This window comes from Phytobacter sp. MRY16-398 (assembly GCF_003925915.1).
Taxonomy (GTDB): Bacteria; Pseudomonadota; Gammaproteobacteria; order Enterobacterales; family Enterobacteriaceae; genus Phytobacter; species Phytobacter diazotrophicus.
The window spans coordinates 25,207-41,494 of the sequence record NZ_AP018756.1 but is presented as its reverse complement, the minus strand read 5'-3'; the positions used below and the strand labels follow the sequence as shown (position 1 = coordinate 41,494).

General features: G+C 53.6%; 15 protein-coding genes and 1 pseudogene. 6 read left to right on the top strand and 10 right to left on the bottom strand.

Annotation, left to right across the window (positions count from 1 at the left end; all coding sequences use genetic code 11):
• Positions 1–14: 14 nt before the first annotated feature.
• Positions 15–920 carry an EamA family transporter gene (locus tag MRY16398_RS00195; RefSeq protein ID WP_039080058.1) on the top strand — a complete coding sequence of 302 codons (906 nt, stop codon included), beginning with the start codon at positions 15–17 and terminating at the stop codon, positions 918–920.
• A 76-nt stretch (positions 921–996) separates the two neighbouring features.
• On the opposite strand, the gene nepI is transcribed toward MRY16398_RS00195, so the two are convergent.
• The 5 genes from nepI to rbsK form a co-directional block, all read right to left on the bottom strand.
• Positions 997–2,178, bottom strand: a complete 1,182-nt coding sequence (gene nepI, locus MRY16398_RS00190; protein WP_107222670.1) for a purine ribonucleoside efflux pump NepI — start codon at positions 2,176–2,178, stop codon at positions 997–999.
• A 106-nt stretch (positions 2,179–2,284) separates the two neighbouring features.
• The gene (locus tag MRY16398_RS00185) at positions 2,285–2,737 is read right to left on the bottom strand and encodes a DUF1198 domain-containing protein (RefSeq protein WP_039080057.1); all 453 of its coding nucleotides are present in this window, start codon (positions 2,735–2,737) and stop codon (positions 2,285–2,287) included.
• A 170-nt stretch (positions 2,738–2,907) separates the two neighbouring features.
• A complete protein-coding gene (locus MRY16398_RS00180; RefSeq protein ID WP_125123688.1) occupies positions 2,908–3,921 on the bottom strand; it encodes an aldose 1-epimerase family protein in 1,014 nt (337 codons plus the stop codon).
• Between the two features lie 11 nt (positions 3,922–3,932).
• On the bottom strand, positions 3,933–5,249 hold the full coding sequence (gene fucP, locus MRY16398_RS00175) for an L-fucose:H+ symporter permease (RefSeq protein ID WP_071195122.1): 1,317 nt from the start codon (positions 5,247–5,249) through the stop codon (positions 3,933–3,935).
• 93 nt (positions 5,250–5,342) lie between these two features.
• Positions 5,343–6,263 (bottom strand): ribokinase, encoded by a 921-nt coding sequence (gene rbsK / locus MRY16398_RS00170; RefSeq protein ID WP_039080054.1) that lies wholly within the window; start codon positions 6,261–6,263, stop codon positions 5,343–5,345.
• Between the two features lie 262 nt (positions 6,264–6,525).
• Here rbsK and MRY16398_RS00165 point away from each other — a divergent pair, with 262 nt between their 5' ends.
• A complete protein-coding gene (locus MRY16398_RS00165; protein WP_039080053.1) occupies positions 6,526–7,320 on the top strand; it encodes a DeoR family transcriptional regulator in 795 nt (264 codons plus the stop codon).
• 17 nt (positions 7,321–7,337) lie between these two features.
• Here MRY16398_RS00165 and ilvN read toward each other — a convergent pair whose 3' ends face one another.
• The 4 genes from ilvN to fic all read right to left on the bottom strand — a co-directional run bounded on the left by ilvN (position 7,338) and on the right by fic (position 10,706).
• Complete coding sequence (gene ilvN, locus MRY16398_RS00160; RefSeq protein ID WP_039080052.1) at positions 7,338–7,628, bottom strand: acetolactate synthase small subunit; 291 nt, start codon at positions 7,626–7,628, stop codon at positions 7,338–7,340.
• Positions 7,629–7,631: 3 nt separating this feature from the next.
• Positions 7,632–9,317, bottom strand: a complete 1,686-nt coding sequence (gene ilvB, locus MRY16398_RS00155; protein ID WP_079496863.1) for an acetolactate synthase large subunit — start codon at positions 9,315–9,317, stop codon at positions 7,632–7,634.
• Between the two features lie 103 nt (positions 9,318–9,420).
• On the bottom strand, positions 9,421–9,519 hold the full coding sequence (gene ivbL / locus MRY16398_RS00150) for an ilvB operon leader peptide IvbL (RefSeq protein ID WP_103281084.1): 99 nt from the start codon (positions 9,517–9,519) through the stop codon (positions 9,421–9,423).
• Positions 9,520–9,626: 107 nt separating this feature from the next.
• The gene (fic, locus tag MRY16398_RS00145; protein WP_125125613.1) at positions 9,627–10,706 is read right to left on the bottom strand and encodes a protein adenylyltransferase Fic; all 1,080 of its coding nucleotides are present in this window, start codon (positions 10,704–10,706) and stop codon (positions 9,627–9,629) included.
• A 607-nt stretch (positions 10,707–11,313) separates the two neighbouring features.
• Here fic and tisB point away from each other — a divergent pair.
• From tisB to emrD, 3 genes are all read left to right on the top strand, one after another.
• A complete protein-coding gene (gene tisB / locus MRY16398_RS00140) occupies positions 11,314–11,403 on the top strand; it encodes a type I toxin-antitoxin system toxin TisB (RefSeq protein WP_064572414.1) in 90 nt (29 codons plus the stop codon).
• A gap of 143 nt (positions 11,404–11,546) precedes the next feature.
• The gene (locus MRY16398_RS00135) at positions 11,547–12,380 is read left to right on the top strand and encodes a DMT family transporter (protein WP_125123687.1); all 834 of its coding nucleotides are present in this window, start codon (positions 11,547–11,549) and stop codon (positions 12,378–12,380) included.
• Positions 12,381–12,555: 175 nt separating this feature from the next.
• Entirely contained in the window at positions 12,556–13,797 is a 1,242-nt protein-coding gene (gene emrD, locus MRY16398_RS00130) for a multidrug efflux MFS transporter EmrD (RefSeq protein ID WP_079496862.1), read from the top strand.
• Positions 13,798–13,963: 166 nt separating this feature from the next.
• Here the strand turns inward: emrD and MRY16398_RS00125 are convergent.
• Positions 13,964–14,629 (bottom strand): annotated as a pseudogene (locus tag MRY16398_RS00125) (cellulase family glycosylhydrolase); the annotation flags it as partial.
• 321 nt (positions 14,630–14,950) lie between these two features.
• On the opposite strand from MRY16398_RS00125, the gene dsdA reads away from it, so the two are divergent.
• Positions 14,951–16,285 (top strand): D-serine ammonia-lyase, encoded by a 1,335-nt coding sequence (gene dsdA / locus MRY16398_RS00120; RefSeq protein ID WP_125123686.1) that lies wholly within the window; start codon positions 14,951–14,953, stop codon positions 16,283–16,285.
• The last annotated feature ends 3 nt before the right edge of the window (positions 16,286–16,288 follow it).

The following is a 16,288-nucleotide window of genomic DNA, read 5'->3' as shown; positions in this document are numbered from 1 at the left end:
GGACTGGGTAGAAAATGGGTTTCACAAAAAAAGGGATGCTTTATGTACTGATTGCCGCCATTTTATGGGGCAGTTCCGGGGTTTGCGCTCAGTACATCATGGAGAAAAGTCACATCGCAGCCCCCTGGTTGACGATGGTTCGCCTGCTGTCCGGCGGCGCGGTGTTATTAATTCTGTCGTTTTTCCATGGCGATAAAATTTTCGCGATCGTGAAAAACCGCAAAGACACGCTGAGCCTGCTGTTCTTTTCGCTGTTTGGCGCGCTTATCGTTCAGCTCACCTTCCTGGTGACCATCGAGAAATCGAATGCCGCCACCGCCACGGTACTGCAATTTCTCTCGCCAACAATCATCGTGACGTGGTTTGCCCTGGCACGAAAAGCGAAGCCGACGCTCGCTGTTACGGCGGCGATTGCAACCTCTCTGATTGGCACCCTCTTGCTGGTGACTCACGGAAATATGACATCGCTGTCGATTTCCACCGAAGCGCTGGTATGGGGCATCGCGTCGGCGTTTTCCGCCGCACTCTATTCCACCTATCCGTCGAAACTTATCGCCCGCTACGGCACGCTGCCGATTGTCGGCTGGAGTATGTTTCTCGCCGGATTAATGCTGACGCCGTTCTATGGCAATAAAGGTGGCGATTTCGTTATCGATGGCAATCTGGTGATGGCGTTTATGTATCTGGTGATGGTGGGTACCGCGCTGACCTTTAGCCTGTATCTGAAAGGGGCGCAGATGATTGGCGGCTCACGCGCCAGTATTCTGAGCTGTGCGGAACCGCTGAGTAGCGCGCTGCTCTCGGTTGCCCTGTTGGGTATCGCTTTTACGCTGCCGGACTGGCTGGGTACGCTGATGATTGTGTCGTCGGTGCTGCTGATTTCGCTGGATTCCCGCAAACGCATGCAGGCTGCAGCCTGACATTCCCCCGGTGGCGCTGACGCTTACCGGGGCTACGGTTAGCGCAGCGATAACCCGGATAAGGGTGAGAGGAAAATCACTTCACCTTCACTTTTCCTGCCACCAGCAGCGCGGTAAGCAGCATCAGCGCCCCGGACAGCACCAGCGGTGAAAGCAGGCCCAGGTTGTCCAGCGCATAGCCGCCAACCGCCGCGCCGCAGGTATTTGCCAGTTGAATAACCGCCACCTGAATCGACCCCGCCTTTTCCGCCTGATCGGCAAGCGAGCGGGTGATCCACGTCGACCAACCCACCGGCACCAGTGCGAACGATAATCCCCAGACGATGGCAATCCCCGCAGCAACCACTTTATTGCTGCCCCACAAAATCAGCACCAGCGCGCTCACCGCAAGGATCAGCGGCGCACAGGCCAACGCCAGTTTTACCGAGCGCTTTAAGATATGTGATGAAAGCGAAGTACCCACAAAGCTGGCAACACCAAAGCTCAATAACACCAGCGTCAGGCCATCAACATCAAAGCCGGCGAGGGTCATAAAGATCGGACGAATATAAGTGAAAAACGAGAACTGCCCGGCGAAGGCCATAAAAATCGCCAGCATCCCGGCCAGGACGCCAGGGCGCTTCAACAAACCAAACATATTCTGATGATGTTCCGTCTGTCCCGGCATCGACGGCAGCGCCATCCACACCCAGCCAATACAGACGAACCCCATCAGCGCTGCACCGTTAAACACATGCCGCCAGCCAATGATCCCGCCGAGAAAACTGCCCAACGGCGCCGCAATCACCAACGCAATGGAGACCGCACCGAAGATGACCGACAGCGCCTTCGGAATGGTGCGGGCAGGCACCAGTCGCATAGTCAGGGAGGCGGACATCGCCCAAAAACCGCCCAGCGCTAACCCAAGGCACGCACGCCCGAGCAACAGCAAGGTAAAATTATTGGCAAACGAGACCAGCAGACACGAGAGCGTCAGCAGCACGGAAAAGGCAATAACCACCAGGCGGCGATCCGTTTTGCCGATGATATGGGTGATAAACAGGCTGGCGAACATGGCGACAAATGCCGTTACCGTCACCGATTGACCGGCAACACCTTCCGACACGCCCAAATCCTGCGCCATGGGCGTCAACAGACTCACCGGCAGAAACTCCACGGTGATCAGGCACGCCACACAGAAGGCGACGGCAAATACCGCCGACCAGTTTGGGCGACTTACGCCGCCTGTTGCAGGCTGCGTCCGCTGCATTTCCATCATTTTTACACCCGGCTTCATGTTTTATTGAGAAAGCCGTGTAGTGTAACAAACAATAGTGTGATTCATTTAACATTTACGCAACTATTTACACCGTCGGACAGTAAGATCAGTGTAACCAGTGCACCCCTTCCTCAGGGACAAACAAAGTGTTGTAGCGCATCTGGAAGGCATTAAGCTCAGCAACATCCGGCTCGAGTTCGCGTAAAAAGCCCAGCGCGAGACGGACTTGCGCATCGGTAATGGGCGCGGCCAGCCGGGCCTTTTGCAGAATGCGATGCCAGGATTGCAGATGCTGTTCACTGCCATCGACAATAAAAACCTGCCAGATAAAGAGCATCTGGGCGGCATTTTGCAGATGTGCTTCATCCGGGCGAGCCAGATACTGAATAAACTCCGCCCCTGCGCTTTTCCCCATCTGATCAATCATGGTTTCCACCGGCACTGGCGTGATTGCCAGCCGCTCACTCAACCGGCGGATCGCGCGACGTGAGTCAGACGTTAATACCCTGAAACCAATAATAAAAACCACAACCAGTGTCGTCAGTGTTAACCAAATCATGAAAGCTCCCGCCACATCTCAGGAGGCACATCATAAAGTCAAAATGCACAAAATGGACAGTCGAAGCGTGAGCTTACTGGTTTTTCGTAGTGCACGGGATCACGCAGATGGCTGATTTTATTGATGAGAATACACAGCGAAGCCCGGCGAACCGGGCTCAGGTAAGGCCATCAGGCAATGCCCGTGGTGACGCTAAAATGGCGGGTTTGCTGTGGCGCAAGGCTGAGTAAACTGCCGCTACGCTTCGCAGCAAGAAACCCCTCGGGGCGACAGGTTGCCGGAAGGGCAAACGCCGCGACCTGCTGATCGCCGTTGTAAAGGATCCAGCGCGTGACGTAATTAAACTGCTCACTGGAAAAACGCGTCACAAAGATGGTGCCATCCGGTGCATGCATACAAAACTCAGGCTTATCCGTGTGGCGGTCAAGCCTGTCGGCAAAGAAGACGATTTCCGGATCGTAGAATTCCGGCTCCGTCAGCGCATTGACCGTCGCTTCGCCCTGCTGTACGCGGCGATTGAATGCCAGCCACTGCTCCGTCGGTTTCACATGCGCCGGGATGGATTCGCGCAGCGTTAACGCTTCATCCGGAATGTTCTGGCTAAATGTCGCCTGCGGAACATAGGCGTAATTCATATGGCACATGTACTGCAGCGGCATCGGCACCGACGCCAGATTGGTGACATCCATGGCGATATCAAACAGCGCGCTCGCTTTATGCAGCGTGACCGACGGTTGTGCCAGGTAGTGATCGCCAAAACCCATCACATACTCATAGCGCCCGCCCAGACGCAGCGCATCGCCGTCAAGCTCCAGCCACGCCTCATCCATCGTGGCGCAGGCCATTTCGCCGTGCAGCGCGTGAGTATCTTCCGCTGATGGACAACCGTTCGCCAGCAGCCCGGAATGAAAAGCAAAACAGCCGTATGTTTCAACAATCACATTCGCCGGTTTGGGCTGGCTGAACATGTTACGCATCGTCAGGTCGTGCCCGTCGAAGGTCGCATCCCAGATCATCTGTCCAAGCCAGGGCAGTACGACCAGGTGCCCACGGGCGTTCTCCAGCCGTACAGCCTCCACGCCGCTCGGGTAGCGGAACGCGGTGACGGTAAAATCGCTGTTTTCCAGTAAGGTGCGCGGCTGTTGGGTGAACAGCTCACGCCACAGGGTCAATCGTGTTGCCATCGTCCTTCTCCTCAGGAGGCGGTCGCTTCGGTCAGTTCGCGACGCACTCGACTTTCGCGCCAGAAATAGACGCCAACGTAGACAAAGCACAGCATGGAAACGAGGAACGACAGTTGCAGCGAATGGAGCATATCTGCCACATAGCCCTGAATCGCCGGGACCACCGCCGCGCCAACAATCGCCATCACAATTACCGCGCCTGCCATCTCCGTATGTTCGTTATCCACGGTATCCAGCGTGCCGGCATAGATGGTCGCCCAGCACGGTCCAAACAGGATGCTGACTGCCACCGCCACGTACACCGCGCTAAAGCTGGGGGCCAGCGCCACGTATGCCAGGAACAGGGCGCCAATCACGGAATAGAGAATCAGCACTTTGGCCGGGTTAAACCGCGTCATCAGAATGTTGGCGACGAACTTGCCAATAAAGAAGCAGGCGAAGCTATAGACCATAAAGTTTGACGCATCGCGTTCGTTGATATCACCCAGTTCCAGTGCCAGACGAATGGTGAACGACCACACCGCCACCTGCATGCCGACATACAAGAATTGCGCGACAATACCACGACGAAAACGGGCATTCTGTGCCAGATAACGCAGTGTTTCCATGGCGGTTGGACGTTTATGGGTCTCCGTTTGCGCCACTTTGCATTTCGGGAAGCGGGTGAACATAAACAGCGCCATGACAACCACCAGCACCATAATCATGTATTTATAGGGCTCAAGCGTGTTTTCGAGCATCAACACTTTAAAATTATGAATCTGCTCGGGCGTCATCCCGGTCATCTGCTTTTGCAGACTCTCACCTTCGGAGAAAACCAGGTACTTACCGAGCAAAATGCCCGCCGCGGCGCCAATCGGGTAGAAGGTCTGGCTGATGTTCAGGCGCAGAGTCGCATGTGATTTTGGCCCCAGCATCGAACTGTACGTATTGGCCGCGGTTTCAAGAAAACTCAGCCCAATGGCGATGGCAAATATCGCCGCCAGGAACATGGTATAGGTCGCCATATGCGAGGCCGGGAAGAACAGTGAACAGCCGACGATATAAAGGGTCAGCCCGATTAATATCGCAATTTTATAGCTACTCTTTTTAATAACCAGAGAAGCCGGGATCGCAATTAAGAAATAGCCGCCATAAAACGCACTCTGCACTAACGCAGAGGCAAAGTTACTTAATGAGAACACGCTTTTAAATTGCGTAATGAGAATATCATTTAACGCAGCGGCGCATCCCCATAACGGGAATAAACAGGATAACAAAATAAACTGGAACAAAGGGGTTTTATTCAAATACCCGTCGGGCATCTGAACGATATTTTTTTCGTTCATAGTGCTACCTTTCAATGTGCAGGGTTTATCACTGTCTTATTCCGAACAGCAGGCGGCAATGATGCGCCCGCTGCAGAATAAACTCAGCGGTTATTATTCATGTAAAGCCAGGTACTCATTAAATTGTTCAATGCTGGGGTAAGACGATTGTGTGCCTTTGCCGGTCACACTAAAAGCAGCGAATAGCGCGGCTTTTTTCATTGCCGCTTCGACATCGCCGCCCTGGACATAGTAGTGGGCAAAACAGCCGATAAAGGCATCGCCAGCGCCACTGGTATCAATGGCGTTGACCTTGTGCGCCGGAACGTGAACTTCGCGCTCGCGGGTCATCCACAGCGCACCCTTTTCACCCATGGTCACGATAATATTATTCAGGCCATTATCAATCAGGCTCCGCGCCGCCGTACGAATATTATCGTAGGTGTCGACCGGCATGCCGGTCAGAATTTCCAGTTCGGTCTCATTGGGAATAAAGAAATCACATTTACAGGCGTAGGTCATATCCAGTTCACGCAGTGCGGGGGCAGGATTTAATAAAACCTTAATACCATGCTTTTTACCAAATTCAATGGCGTGATATACCGTTTCTAATTGTACCTCCAGTTGCAGGACAATTAACTGGCATTTTTTCAAATCTTCGGCAGCACGATCGATATCTTCCGGAGAGAGAAATTTGTTTGCGCCTTTAATAATTAAAATACTGTTGCTGGAGTTGGGATTGACAAAAATCGGCGCGACGCCGCTGCTGGTACAGGGGACTTTTTCCACATAGGTGGTGTTAATTCCCCAGGACTCCAGATTACGGATGGTATTGTCCGCAAAGATATCATCACCCACTTTGGTCAACATCATCACTTTCGAATTCATTTTAGCGGCGGCCACCGCCTGATTCGCGCCTTTTCCACCGCACCCGATTTTGAAGGCAGGGGCTTCAAGGGTTTCTCCCTCTTTCGGCATCTGGTTGGTATAGGTGATGAGATCCACCATATTGGAGCCGATGACTGCGATATCCATTTTGCTACCTCTCAGAAACAATCACATAACAATGATATTTTAGTAACATTAACATGTTATTTTAGTATCATTTGTGACCATGATCGCGATTAGAGAATCACATTTGTTACCCTCTAACACCGCAAAATCCCTGACATACCGCGCCACATCACTTTTATTTGCCGGGTAACAGGATTATAGTGTTGATATCATTACGTGTTCCTGATTGATAGAAAATGTTACTTTAGAAACACAGCAGAGCAAAGCAGAGCGGAGAAAGAGAGTGGAAACGAAGCAAAAAGAACGTATCCGACGTCTGGTGGAGTTACTGAAAAAGACCGACCGGATCCACTTAAAAGATGCCGCGCGTATGCTGGAAGTGTCTGTCATGACCATTCGCAGGGACTTTAGTCAGGACGACGAACCGCTGCCGTTAGCGCTGTTGGGTGGCTATATCGTGATGGTGAACAAACCATCCGCCCCCATCGCCGCACCCCAACCTACCCTACGCCCCCACCATCGTGATGATTTACCTGTCGCCATCCTTGCCGCCGGACTGGTGAGCGAGAACGATTTGGTCTTTTTTGATAATGGGCCGGAAATGCCGCTGGTTATCAGCATGATCCCGGATGACATTACCTTTACGGGCATCTGCTATTCCCATCAGGTATTTGTCGCGCTTACCGCCAAGCCTAACGCAACGGCTATGCTCTGCGGTGGCACCTGGCGCGCCAAAAGCGATGCCTTTTACGATCCGAATAATCCCTCGCTGTTAGATTCTTTAAACCCGCGAAAAGTGTTTATTTCCGCCAGCGGCGTGCACGAACACCACGGCGTAACCTGGTTTAACCTGGATGATTTGCCCATGAAGCGAAAGGCGATGGAGCACGGCATGCGCAAAATTCTGCTGGCACGCCATGCCCTGTTTGATGAGGTCGCACCGGCGAGCATTGCGCCGCTGTCCGGGTTTGATGTGTTAATTAGCGACCGTCCATTACCGGCGGATTACCCGACCCATTGCCGTAACGGATTTGTGAAAGTGATTACACCAGACTCAGAAAACGATCAGGCCCGCTAAGCGAGCCTGATGTCGCCTTACTCGAAGAACACGGCCAGTTTGTTGAACATCCCTGGTGAAGACTGGTTACGCACGACCTGCACTACGTCTTCCAGCTTCTCAATCTGGCTAATCATCTGCTCCAGACGCTGATCGTCATTCACCAGTAGCCAGATGCGACTCTGCTCGCTCTCTTTGATTGGCAAACAGAGAATGCCTTCCACGTTAAACGCGCGGCGGGCAAACAGGCCGCAGACGTGGGTCATCACACCCGGATGGTTACGCACGGTGAGTTCGAGAATTACGTTGTCAGAAACTGTCTGTTGCATGGCTTATTCCCCCACCATCTCAGTATTTGCCGCACCTGGCGGCACCATCGGATACACTTTTTCTTCGGCGTCGATGCGCACGTGGATGAGCGCCGGACCAGGGCGAGCTATGATCTCCTGCAGCGCGGCATGCGGGTCAGCCTCGTTGTTGAGATCACAGGTTTGCAGGCCAAAACCGGCGGCAATCTGCATAAAATTAATCATTCCCGGATACGTCGCCGCGAACACGCCCTGCTTGTAAAACAGGCTCTGCTGCTGATGCACCAGACCTAACGCTTCGTTGTTCATCAGAATGATTTTCACATCCAGATTATTTTCTGCGGCGGTGGCCATCTCCTGAATGTTCATCATCAGGCTACCGTCTCCGGAGAAGCAGATCACTTTGCGTTGCGGGTTCGCCAGCGCAGCACCTACCGCCGCTGGCAGGCCGAAGCCCATAGTGCCCAGCCCGCCGGAGGTCAGCCACTGACGTGGTCGATTGAGCGGATAGGCCTGTGCGGTCCACATCTGATGCTGGCCCACGTCGGTGGAGATGATCGCCTCGTCATCGACGCAGGCGGCAACGGCATTGATCAGACCGTAATGGGTCAGCGGGTCACCGCCCTGCGGAATGGCAGACGGGAATTCCTGCTGTAATTGCGCCACCAGACCACGCCACTCCTCACGCGGCTGCGCGTCAATTTGCGGCAGCAATTGTGCCAGCACTTCACCCACATCGCCCTGAATGGCAACGTGTGGCTGTTTGATTTTACCCAGTTCGGCGCGGTCGATATCCACATGAATGATTTTCGCATTCGGACAGAACTGCTCGGTTTTACCAATCGCCCGGTCATCAAAACGCGCACCAAGAACAACCAGCAAATCAGACTCTTGCAGAATAAAGTTGGTACTACGCGCGCCGTGCATACCCAACATCCCCAGCGACAGCGGATGCGCTTTTGGCAACATGCCCAGCGCCATCAAGGTCATGGTGGTCGGCAGATTCGCTTTTTCCGCCAGGGCGCGCACCTGTTCCGGCGCGTTAATCACCCCGCCGCCCAGGTACAGCACCGGACGCTGTGCGGCATTAATCATCGCCGCCGCTTCCTGCACGCTTTTCGCGTCAAACGCCGGGGCTGGCGCTCTGCCGCCCGGCTCCGGCAACTCACTCAGTTCGATGGTCGCGGTCTGAACATCTTTAGGAATATCTATCCACACCGGGCCGGGACGGCCGGATTGCGCAATGCGAAACGCGTCGCTCATCACCTGCGGAAGTTCGGCGATATCCCGAACCAGGTAATTGTGCTTAGTGATGGGGATAGAGATGCCGTAAGTGTCGACTTCCTGGAACGCATCGGTGCCGATCATGGAGGCAGGCACCTGGCCGGTGATACATACTAGCGGAATGGAATCGAGACGCGCATCGGCGATGGCGGTCACCAGGTTGGTGGCGCCTGGCCCGCTACAGGCCATACAGACGGCGGGTTTGCCTTCGGTACGGGCCATGCCCTGGGCGATAAACCCGGCGCCTTGCTCGTGGCGCGCCAGGACGTGGCGAATTTGCGTGCTCTGACTTAATGCGTCATACAGTGGGAGAACGGTCCCGCCAGGAATACCCGCTACCGTGGTAATGCCCTGACGTTCCAGTAAGTGAACGATCAATTGTGCGCCGGTAAAGCGTGTCGTTTGTGTTGTGCCCGAACTTGCCATGCTCCAGTCCTTTTCTTCTGGGCCGACTTTCCGGGAGGCTTTGAACGAAAAACCCCGCCGGTTTGCGCCGGCGGGGTTTTGGAATCGTGTGTTGTTCCAGTCCCTACGGCGCATTGCCGACGACCACCACCACACGCACGACGACCACCGCGGCGTTATGCGCGGTTTTTAGTAGGTTCATCGTCATAGTGGAAGCGTTCATTGGGGACTCGTGTTTGAATAATTAACAGGATTTATACAAACACAGCTCGCGAAATGAAACAATGGAAAATTATTCATCAGCGCAAAAATGAGCCGAAGATCACGTTTCTATTGGCTGTTCAGTTCCTGCAAAAGGCGTGTATTGAGGTACAGTTTTTCACGCCCGGCAATTTTTTCTTCCAGCACACCTATATCAACAAGTGACTTAAGGTAAATTGAGGCCGTCTGCCGCTTTGCAATTCCATTATCGACCAGGTTTTCAATGCGACAATAGGGCTGAGAAAATAGCGTTTGGTTAAGTTCCCAGGTATAGATTTTTGGCAGCTTTTCACGGATCCATGCTGCTGTTTCTTCTATTAATTTCCGCAGAGCAGCAATTTTTTCAGTCGTCCATTTTGCCGTGTCTTCCACGGCTTCCAGCATAAAGAGAACCCAGGACTCCCAATCATTCTTAGCCGTAACGTTACGAAGCAAGGTGTAGTAATCGCTCCGCCTTTCCAGGATAAAGCGAGACAGATAGAGAATCGGTTGCGACAACACACCACAGTCCATTAAATAGAGGATATTCAGGATGCGGCCCGTACGACCATCTCCGTCGGAGAAGGGGTGAATGCATTCAAACTGATAATGGGCTACGGCCATTTTTATCAAAGGATCTAAATCAATATCTGAATGGATGAAGTGTTCCCAATTAGATAACAGGTCACGAATTAACGTTTCGCCATCAGGTGGGGTGTATACCACGTTCTTATTTTGATCGCGAAGCACTGTGCCTGGCGTTTTTCTCACGTCAGTTTCAATGGCTCTCAGCGTTGTGCAGATTTCCATAGCTGTGCCAGAACACAGCGGGTAGTCCTGTAAAAGATTAACGCCTTTATACAGTGCAGTCCGATAACGTAACGCTTCTTTTGTTGCAGGGTCAGTACCTTCCATACGATCGGCGTATTGGAAAAGCTGATCGCTGGTTGTGACAATATTTTCAATGCGAGAGGAGTCTTTCGCTTCCAGCATTGGCAGCAAGTTTATCAATAGCCTTTGATCGGGCAGCAGTTCGCCAGATGTATTCAGTTCAGCTAAAGCAGCTCGTGCCTTAATGCAAGCTTTCAGTACCTTACGCGTCTCGACGAGCGCTGTATCAGGTGGGAGTGGCGGAAGCTGGTTATATGAGCGTTCGGGCATCCATGACATGTTTAAAAAATCCCATTTTATCGACATATATTCATAATATGTCGATAGCAACGACATGTCACGACCATATGTTTAAAAAAACGAATTTTATAAGCATATAAACGACCTGTTAAATAACAGAGAAAGGCATGTGCTGATATGAAAAAGGAGCTATCGGAATCGTGTGGAGGAAGGTGCATGGCACAAAATAAAAACGGACAGCAGAGAATGCCGTCCGTTATTCCCCGCCGGAGCGAGGTTTTTAGCAGGTTTTTGCGGTTGGTAGCCGCAAGCACACTGTGTTACGTCAACAGTGAAACTATACGATCAATTAATCCTGCGCGCAAATTATGCACACACTACGAGCAGTTTGAGTATGAAACAGGATGCAAATTTCGTCCAGAAATCACTGTATATATTTACAGTATGAATTTATAATGATCTTGCCGACCACGGTGTATGAGGGGACCGCTATGATACGGGCGCACATAAAGTCCTGGCTGAAACGGGTGGTGCCGTCAGTGCCTTAACCCCTTGAGAGCACACTGTGTTACGCCAACAAAACGGCTGGTTACAGGCAGCGGAAAGGTACGCCAGCCGGTCGTGCTCCTTGCCAAAGGAGAAACGTATGGGCGAAATGGATATGGTTATCCTTATCCTGAAACTCATAGTTGCCTTGCTGCAACTGCTTGAAGCTGTCCTGAAATTACTGCGGTAATTCAGGTTCAAGTCGTACCTAAGAGGGGCGGGCAACCGCCCCTCTTTAATAAACGCAGGCTGTCTTCGTCACCGCACAGAATAGTCGCTCCGATCAATGCTTTCATGGTACGTTTTTACGCCGCCCACTGACACTGCATACTCATGACTGTTACTGTTTTTTGTATTCTGCTGTTTGCCGCACTTCTACATGCGAGCTGGAACGCGATTGTTAAAGCGGGCAGCGACAAACTCTATTCCGCCATCTGCGTCAGCGGCTCTGCGGCTTTAATCGCCCTGGTCATGCTGCCCTTCTCACCGCAGCCGTCGCTTGCCAGCGTGCCTTATCTCGCCGTTTCCTGCCTGCTACAGGTTGTCTATACGGTGCTGGTCGCTAAAACGTATCAAGTTTCCGATATGAGTCAGACCTACCCGTTGATGCGCGGTACCGCGCCACTTCTGGTGGCCTTGATCAGCGTACTGTTCCTCGGGGATACATTATCCACCTTTGCCTGGCTCGGTATCGCGGTCATTTGTCTGTCCATTCTTGGCATGGCTTGTAACGGGCGACACAGCTCAACGCGTGGGATCTGGCTTGCGCTGCTGAACTCCTGTTTTATCGCCGGGTACACGCTGGTGGACGGTACAGGTGTACGCCTTGCGGGTAGCGCGTTCGGTTACACCCTCTGGACCTTTTTCATGAACGGTTTTTGCCTGTTGGCCTGGGCGATGATCGCTCGCCGCCGTGAAGTCTCTCACTATCTGGTGAATAACTGGAAAAAAGGGCTGCCTGGCGGCATTGGTACCATGGGCTCGTACGGCCTGGCGCTATGGGCGATGACGCAGGCACCGCTGGCGGTGGTCGCCGCACTGCGTGAAACCTCCATTCTCTTTGGCGCGCTGCTCGCCTTTTTAATGCTCAAAGAAAAGGTTGCCGGATTACGCATCGTTGCCGCCTGTGGCATCGCTGCGGGGGCTGTTTTGCTGCGCCTGTCCTGATCACGCTGGCAACAAATGTTGCCGATGGTTGTTTACAAATCCTGCCTGGCGGCGGTCGATCTTTCTGACCCCGCATCTTGTTGTGTCACATTACTGTGGTAGATTCCTCTCGCATTTTACGGTTATGGCAGCACCATATTCTTTATTTATCTATTTTTAAAACGTATTCAGCGAAATGAAAAGACAGCGTAATGTCAGTTTACTCTTGATGCTGGTCCTGTTGGTGGCCGTGGGGCAGATGGCGCAAACCATTTATATTCCCGCGATTGCCGGTATGGCGCAGGATCTCAGTGCCCGTGAAGGGGCGGTGCAGAATGTCATGGCCGCCTATCTGCTCACCTATGGCGTATCACAACTCTTTTACGGCCCGTTAGCCGACCGTTTTGGCCGCCGTCCGGCGATCCTCTGCGGCTTAACAGTGTTTATGCTGGCAACACTGGTCGCTGTCACGACCCACAGCCTGACCGTGCTGATAGTCGCCAGCGCCTTTCAGGGCATGGGGACCGGCGTCGGCGGCGTCATGGCACGTACCCTGCCGCGCGATCTCTATTCCGGCACCGAATTACGCCACGCTAACAGTTTGCTGAATATGGGCATTCTGGTAAGCCCGCTGCTTGCGCCGTTGATTGGCGGCTTGCTGACTACCCTCTGGGGCTGGCGCGCCTGTTTTGCTTTCCTGCTGGTGCTCTGTGCTGGCGTCACGTACAGCATGGCGCGCTGGATGCCGGAAACGCGCCCGACTGGTACCGTAAAAATGGGCCTGATTGCCCGTTATAAAACCCTGTTGGGTAACGGCATGTTTAACTGCTATTTGCTGATGCTAATTGGCGGGCTGGCGGGTATCGCGGTGTTTGAGGCCTGCTCAGGCGTGCTGATGGGCGCTACGCTTGGGCTTTCGAGTATGGCGGTCAGTATCCTGTTTATTCTGCCCATTCCGGCCGCCTTTTTCGGTGCCTGGTTCGCCGGGCGGCAAAACGCGCGCTTCTCCACACTGATGTGGCAGGCGGTCGCCAGTTGTCTGCTGGCAGGCGTAATGATGTGGATCCCCGGCTGGTTTGGCGTGATGACGGTCTGGACGCTGCTGGTTCCCGCCGCACTGTTCTTCTTCGGGGCGGGCATGCTCTTTCCACTGGCGACCAGTGGCGCAATGGAGCCGTTCCCCTTTCTGGCGGGCACGGCGGGGGCGCTGGTGGGCGGCATGCAGAATATGGGTTCAGGCGCCCTTGCGTGGTTTTCCGCTCAACTTCCCCAGACCAGCCAGTTTAGCCTTGGGATGCTGATGACGCTGGCAGGGCTTTTGATTGTGCTGAGCTGGCTGCCGCTGGCGCTGCGCCAGAAGCGCCATGAACATGAACAGGCGGCTTCCCTTCCCGGCGATCCGGCTTCGCATCAGCCTTCTCACAGTCCGGTGAAATAATTGCTTTCAGCAACGGTTCGGTTGTCGGACGCCACGCCCCCTCTTCGCCATCATAAAATTGCGTGTCCGCATTGAGGGCGAAGGGGATCTGCGCCTTATTCAGTTCGCAGGCCATAAACGCGGCGAACGCCAGTTGCGACTCACCTGGCGGGCTTTTAATGGTTTCCCCCACCGACCAGCCGCCAACCCAGGTTGCGTGACCGGTTTTTTGCTGCCAGTGGACCGCGGTGTTAATGCGTGCTCTGATTGCCGCTTTCTCAGCCGCCGTACCCGATGTCCACGGGTACTTGCCATTATTTTTCAATGGCCCCCACGGGAAGATATGCCACTCTGCCAGCAGGTAGTTCTGGCTACGCCCTGGCAATTTCAACGACATTAAATCCTCAGGCGCGGCCCGTAGACGCGGCGCAATAAAGATCATGCGCTGCGGATCGATGTCGTGGATGGTCTTGATGATATTTTCATACGCACGGTTAAGCGCAGAGAGATCGTGATTGAGCTTATCCGAAGGCTCATAAATCAGGTCGAAACCCAGCATTGGATGTTCGGTGCCAAAGTAGTTCGCCATCGTTGACCACCAGGCGACCAGTTGGGCTTCGTTTTTTGCGACCGGCTCAGCCTTAAAGGTATCTGCCTGGTAGGAGATTATCGGGATCACACCGTATTTTTCGCAGGCCTCCACCAGCTTACGCAGGTGAATGAGGCGGGCTTCGGTTAACGGATCGGCCACCCGGATACGTACGTGACGAATCCCCTCCGCATAGAAATCACGGACGATAAGCGGATCGAACTCGCGGATACCGCGCTCGGTTCGCGCCCAGTCGACATCCATCCCCACGCCCAGTTCCTGAGCGTAGCGTGTCGCCGTAAGCGGCGTATCAGCAGCAAACGCAGGCATGCCCGCCAGAAGAAGAGCAATCGCTAACAGTGGTTTTAACACAATTGACCTTGCCAAAATCGGTGGTGATTACATGTATTTAGCATGATTTATCGCCGAATACGTAGCGTATAAACGTAATAAATTCGCAGTTATGCGACAGAATATGAAGATTATGCCCGGATATACCGTCGTAAACGTTGTCGATGCTGGCGCTTATAAAAAAAATCGACCACTGTAGAGCATACACCTTTCGTTTATTGTGCAGAAATTAACATGAATCCTGACCAAATACAGACACTCATCGCGACGTTCCCACAGTTACAAGCCTTGATAGATTTGCAGGAAACGACCTGGTTTAACCCGGCCACGACCTCTCTTGAGCAGGGGCTGCCTTATGTCGGCCTCACGCAGGCGGACGTTGAGGACGCCCATGCACGTCTCAGCCGTTTCGCGCCCTATCTGGCAAAGGCCTTCCCTGAAACGGCAGCTTCTGGCGGCATCATTGAATCTGAACTGGTTGCCATTCCGGCGATGCAAAAGCGGCTGGAAAAAGTATATGGACAGCGTATCAGTGGTGAAATGCTGCTGAAAAAAGACAGCCATCTGCCGGTCTCGGGCTCCATCAAAGCCCGTGGCGGCATTTATGAAGTGCTGGCTCACGCGGAAAAACTGGCGCTGGAAGCCGGTTTGCTGAGCATCGACGATGACTACAGCGTGCTGCTCTCCCCTGAATTCAAACAGTTCTTTAGCCAATACAGCATTGCCGTCGGCTCGACCGGTAACCTGGGGCTATCGATAGGCATTATGAGCGCCCGTATCGGCTTTAAGGTCACGGTACATATGTCTGCCGACGCCCGAGCCTGGAAAAAAGCCAAACTACGCAGCCACGGCGTAATTGTCGTCGAATATGAGGAAGATTACGGCGTGGCGGTGGAGCAGGGGCGCAAGGCAGCACAGTCCGACCCAAACTGTTTCTTTATTGATGATGAAAACTCGCGCACGCTTTTTCTGGGCTATGCAGTTGCCGGGCAGCGTCTGAAAACGCAGCTTAAAGAGCAAGGCCGGGTGGTGGATGCCGAAAACCCGCTGTTTGTCTATCTGCCGTGCGGTGTGGGCGGCGGTCCTGGCGGTGTGGCCTTCGGCCTGAAACTGGCGTTCGGTGATAACGTGCACTGCTTTTTTGCTGAGCCGACCCATTCCCCCTGCATGCTGCTGGGGGTGTATACCGGGCTGCACGATGCTATTTCCGTTCAGGATTTAGGTATTGATAATGTCACTGCGGCAGACGGCCTGGCGGTAGGCAGAGCGTCCGGGTTTGTTGGCCGCGCCATGCAACGACTGCTGGATGGCTTTTATACGCTCGACGATCAAACGATGTATGACCTGCTCGGTATGCTGGCGCAGGAAGAAAATATCCGCCTTGAGCCCTCCGCACTGGCAGGAATGGCGGGGCCACAGCGCGTTTGCGCGAGCACGGAATATCACAGTTTACAGGGGTTTACGGCGCAACAGCCAGACAACGCCACCCACATCGTCTGGGCGACCGGAGGGGGAATGGTGCCAGAAGAAGAGATGACGCAGTATCTGGCAAAAGCCCGGCAGCTCTGACGC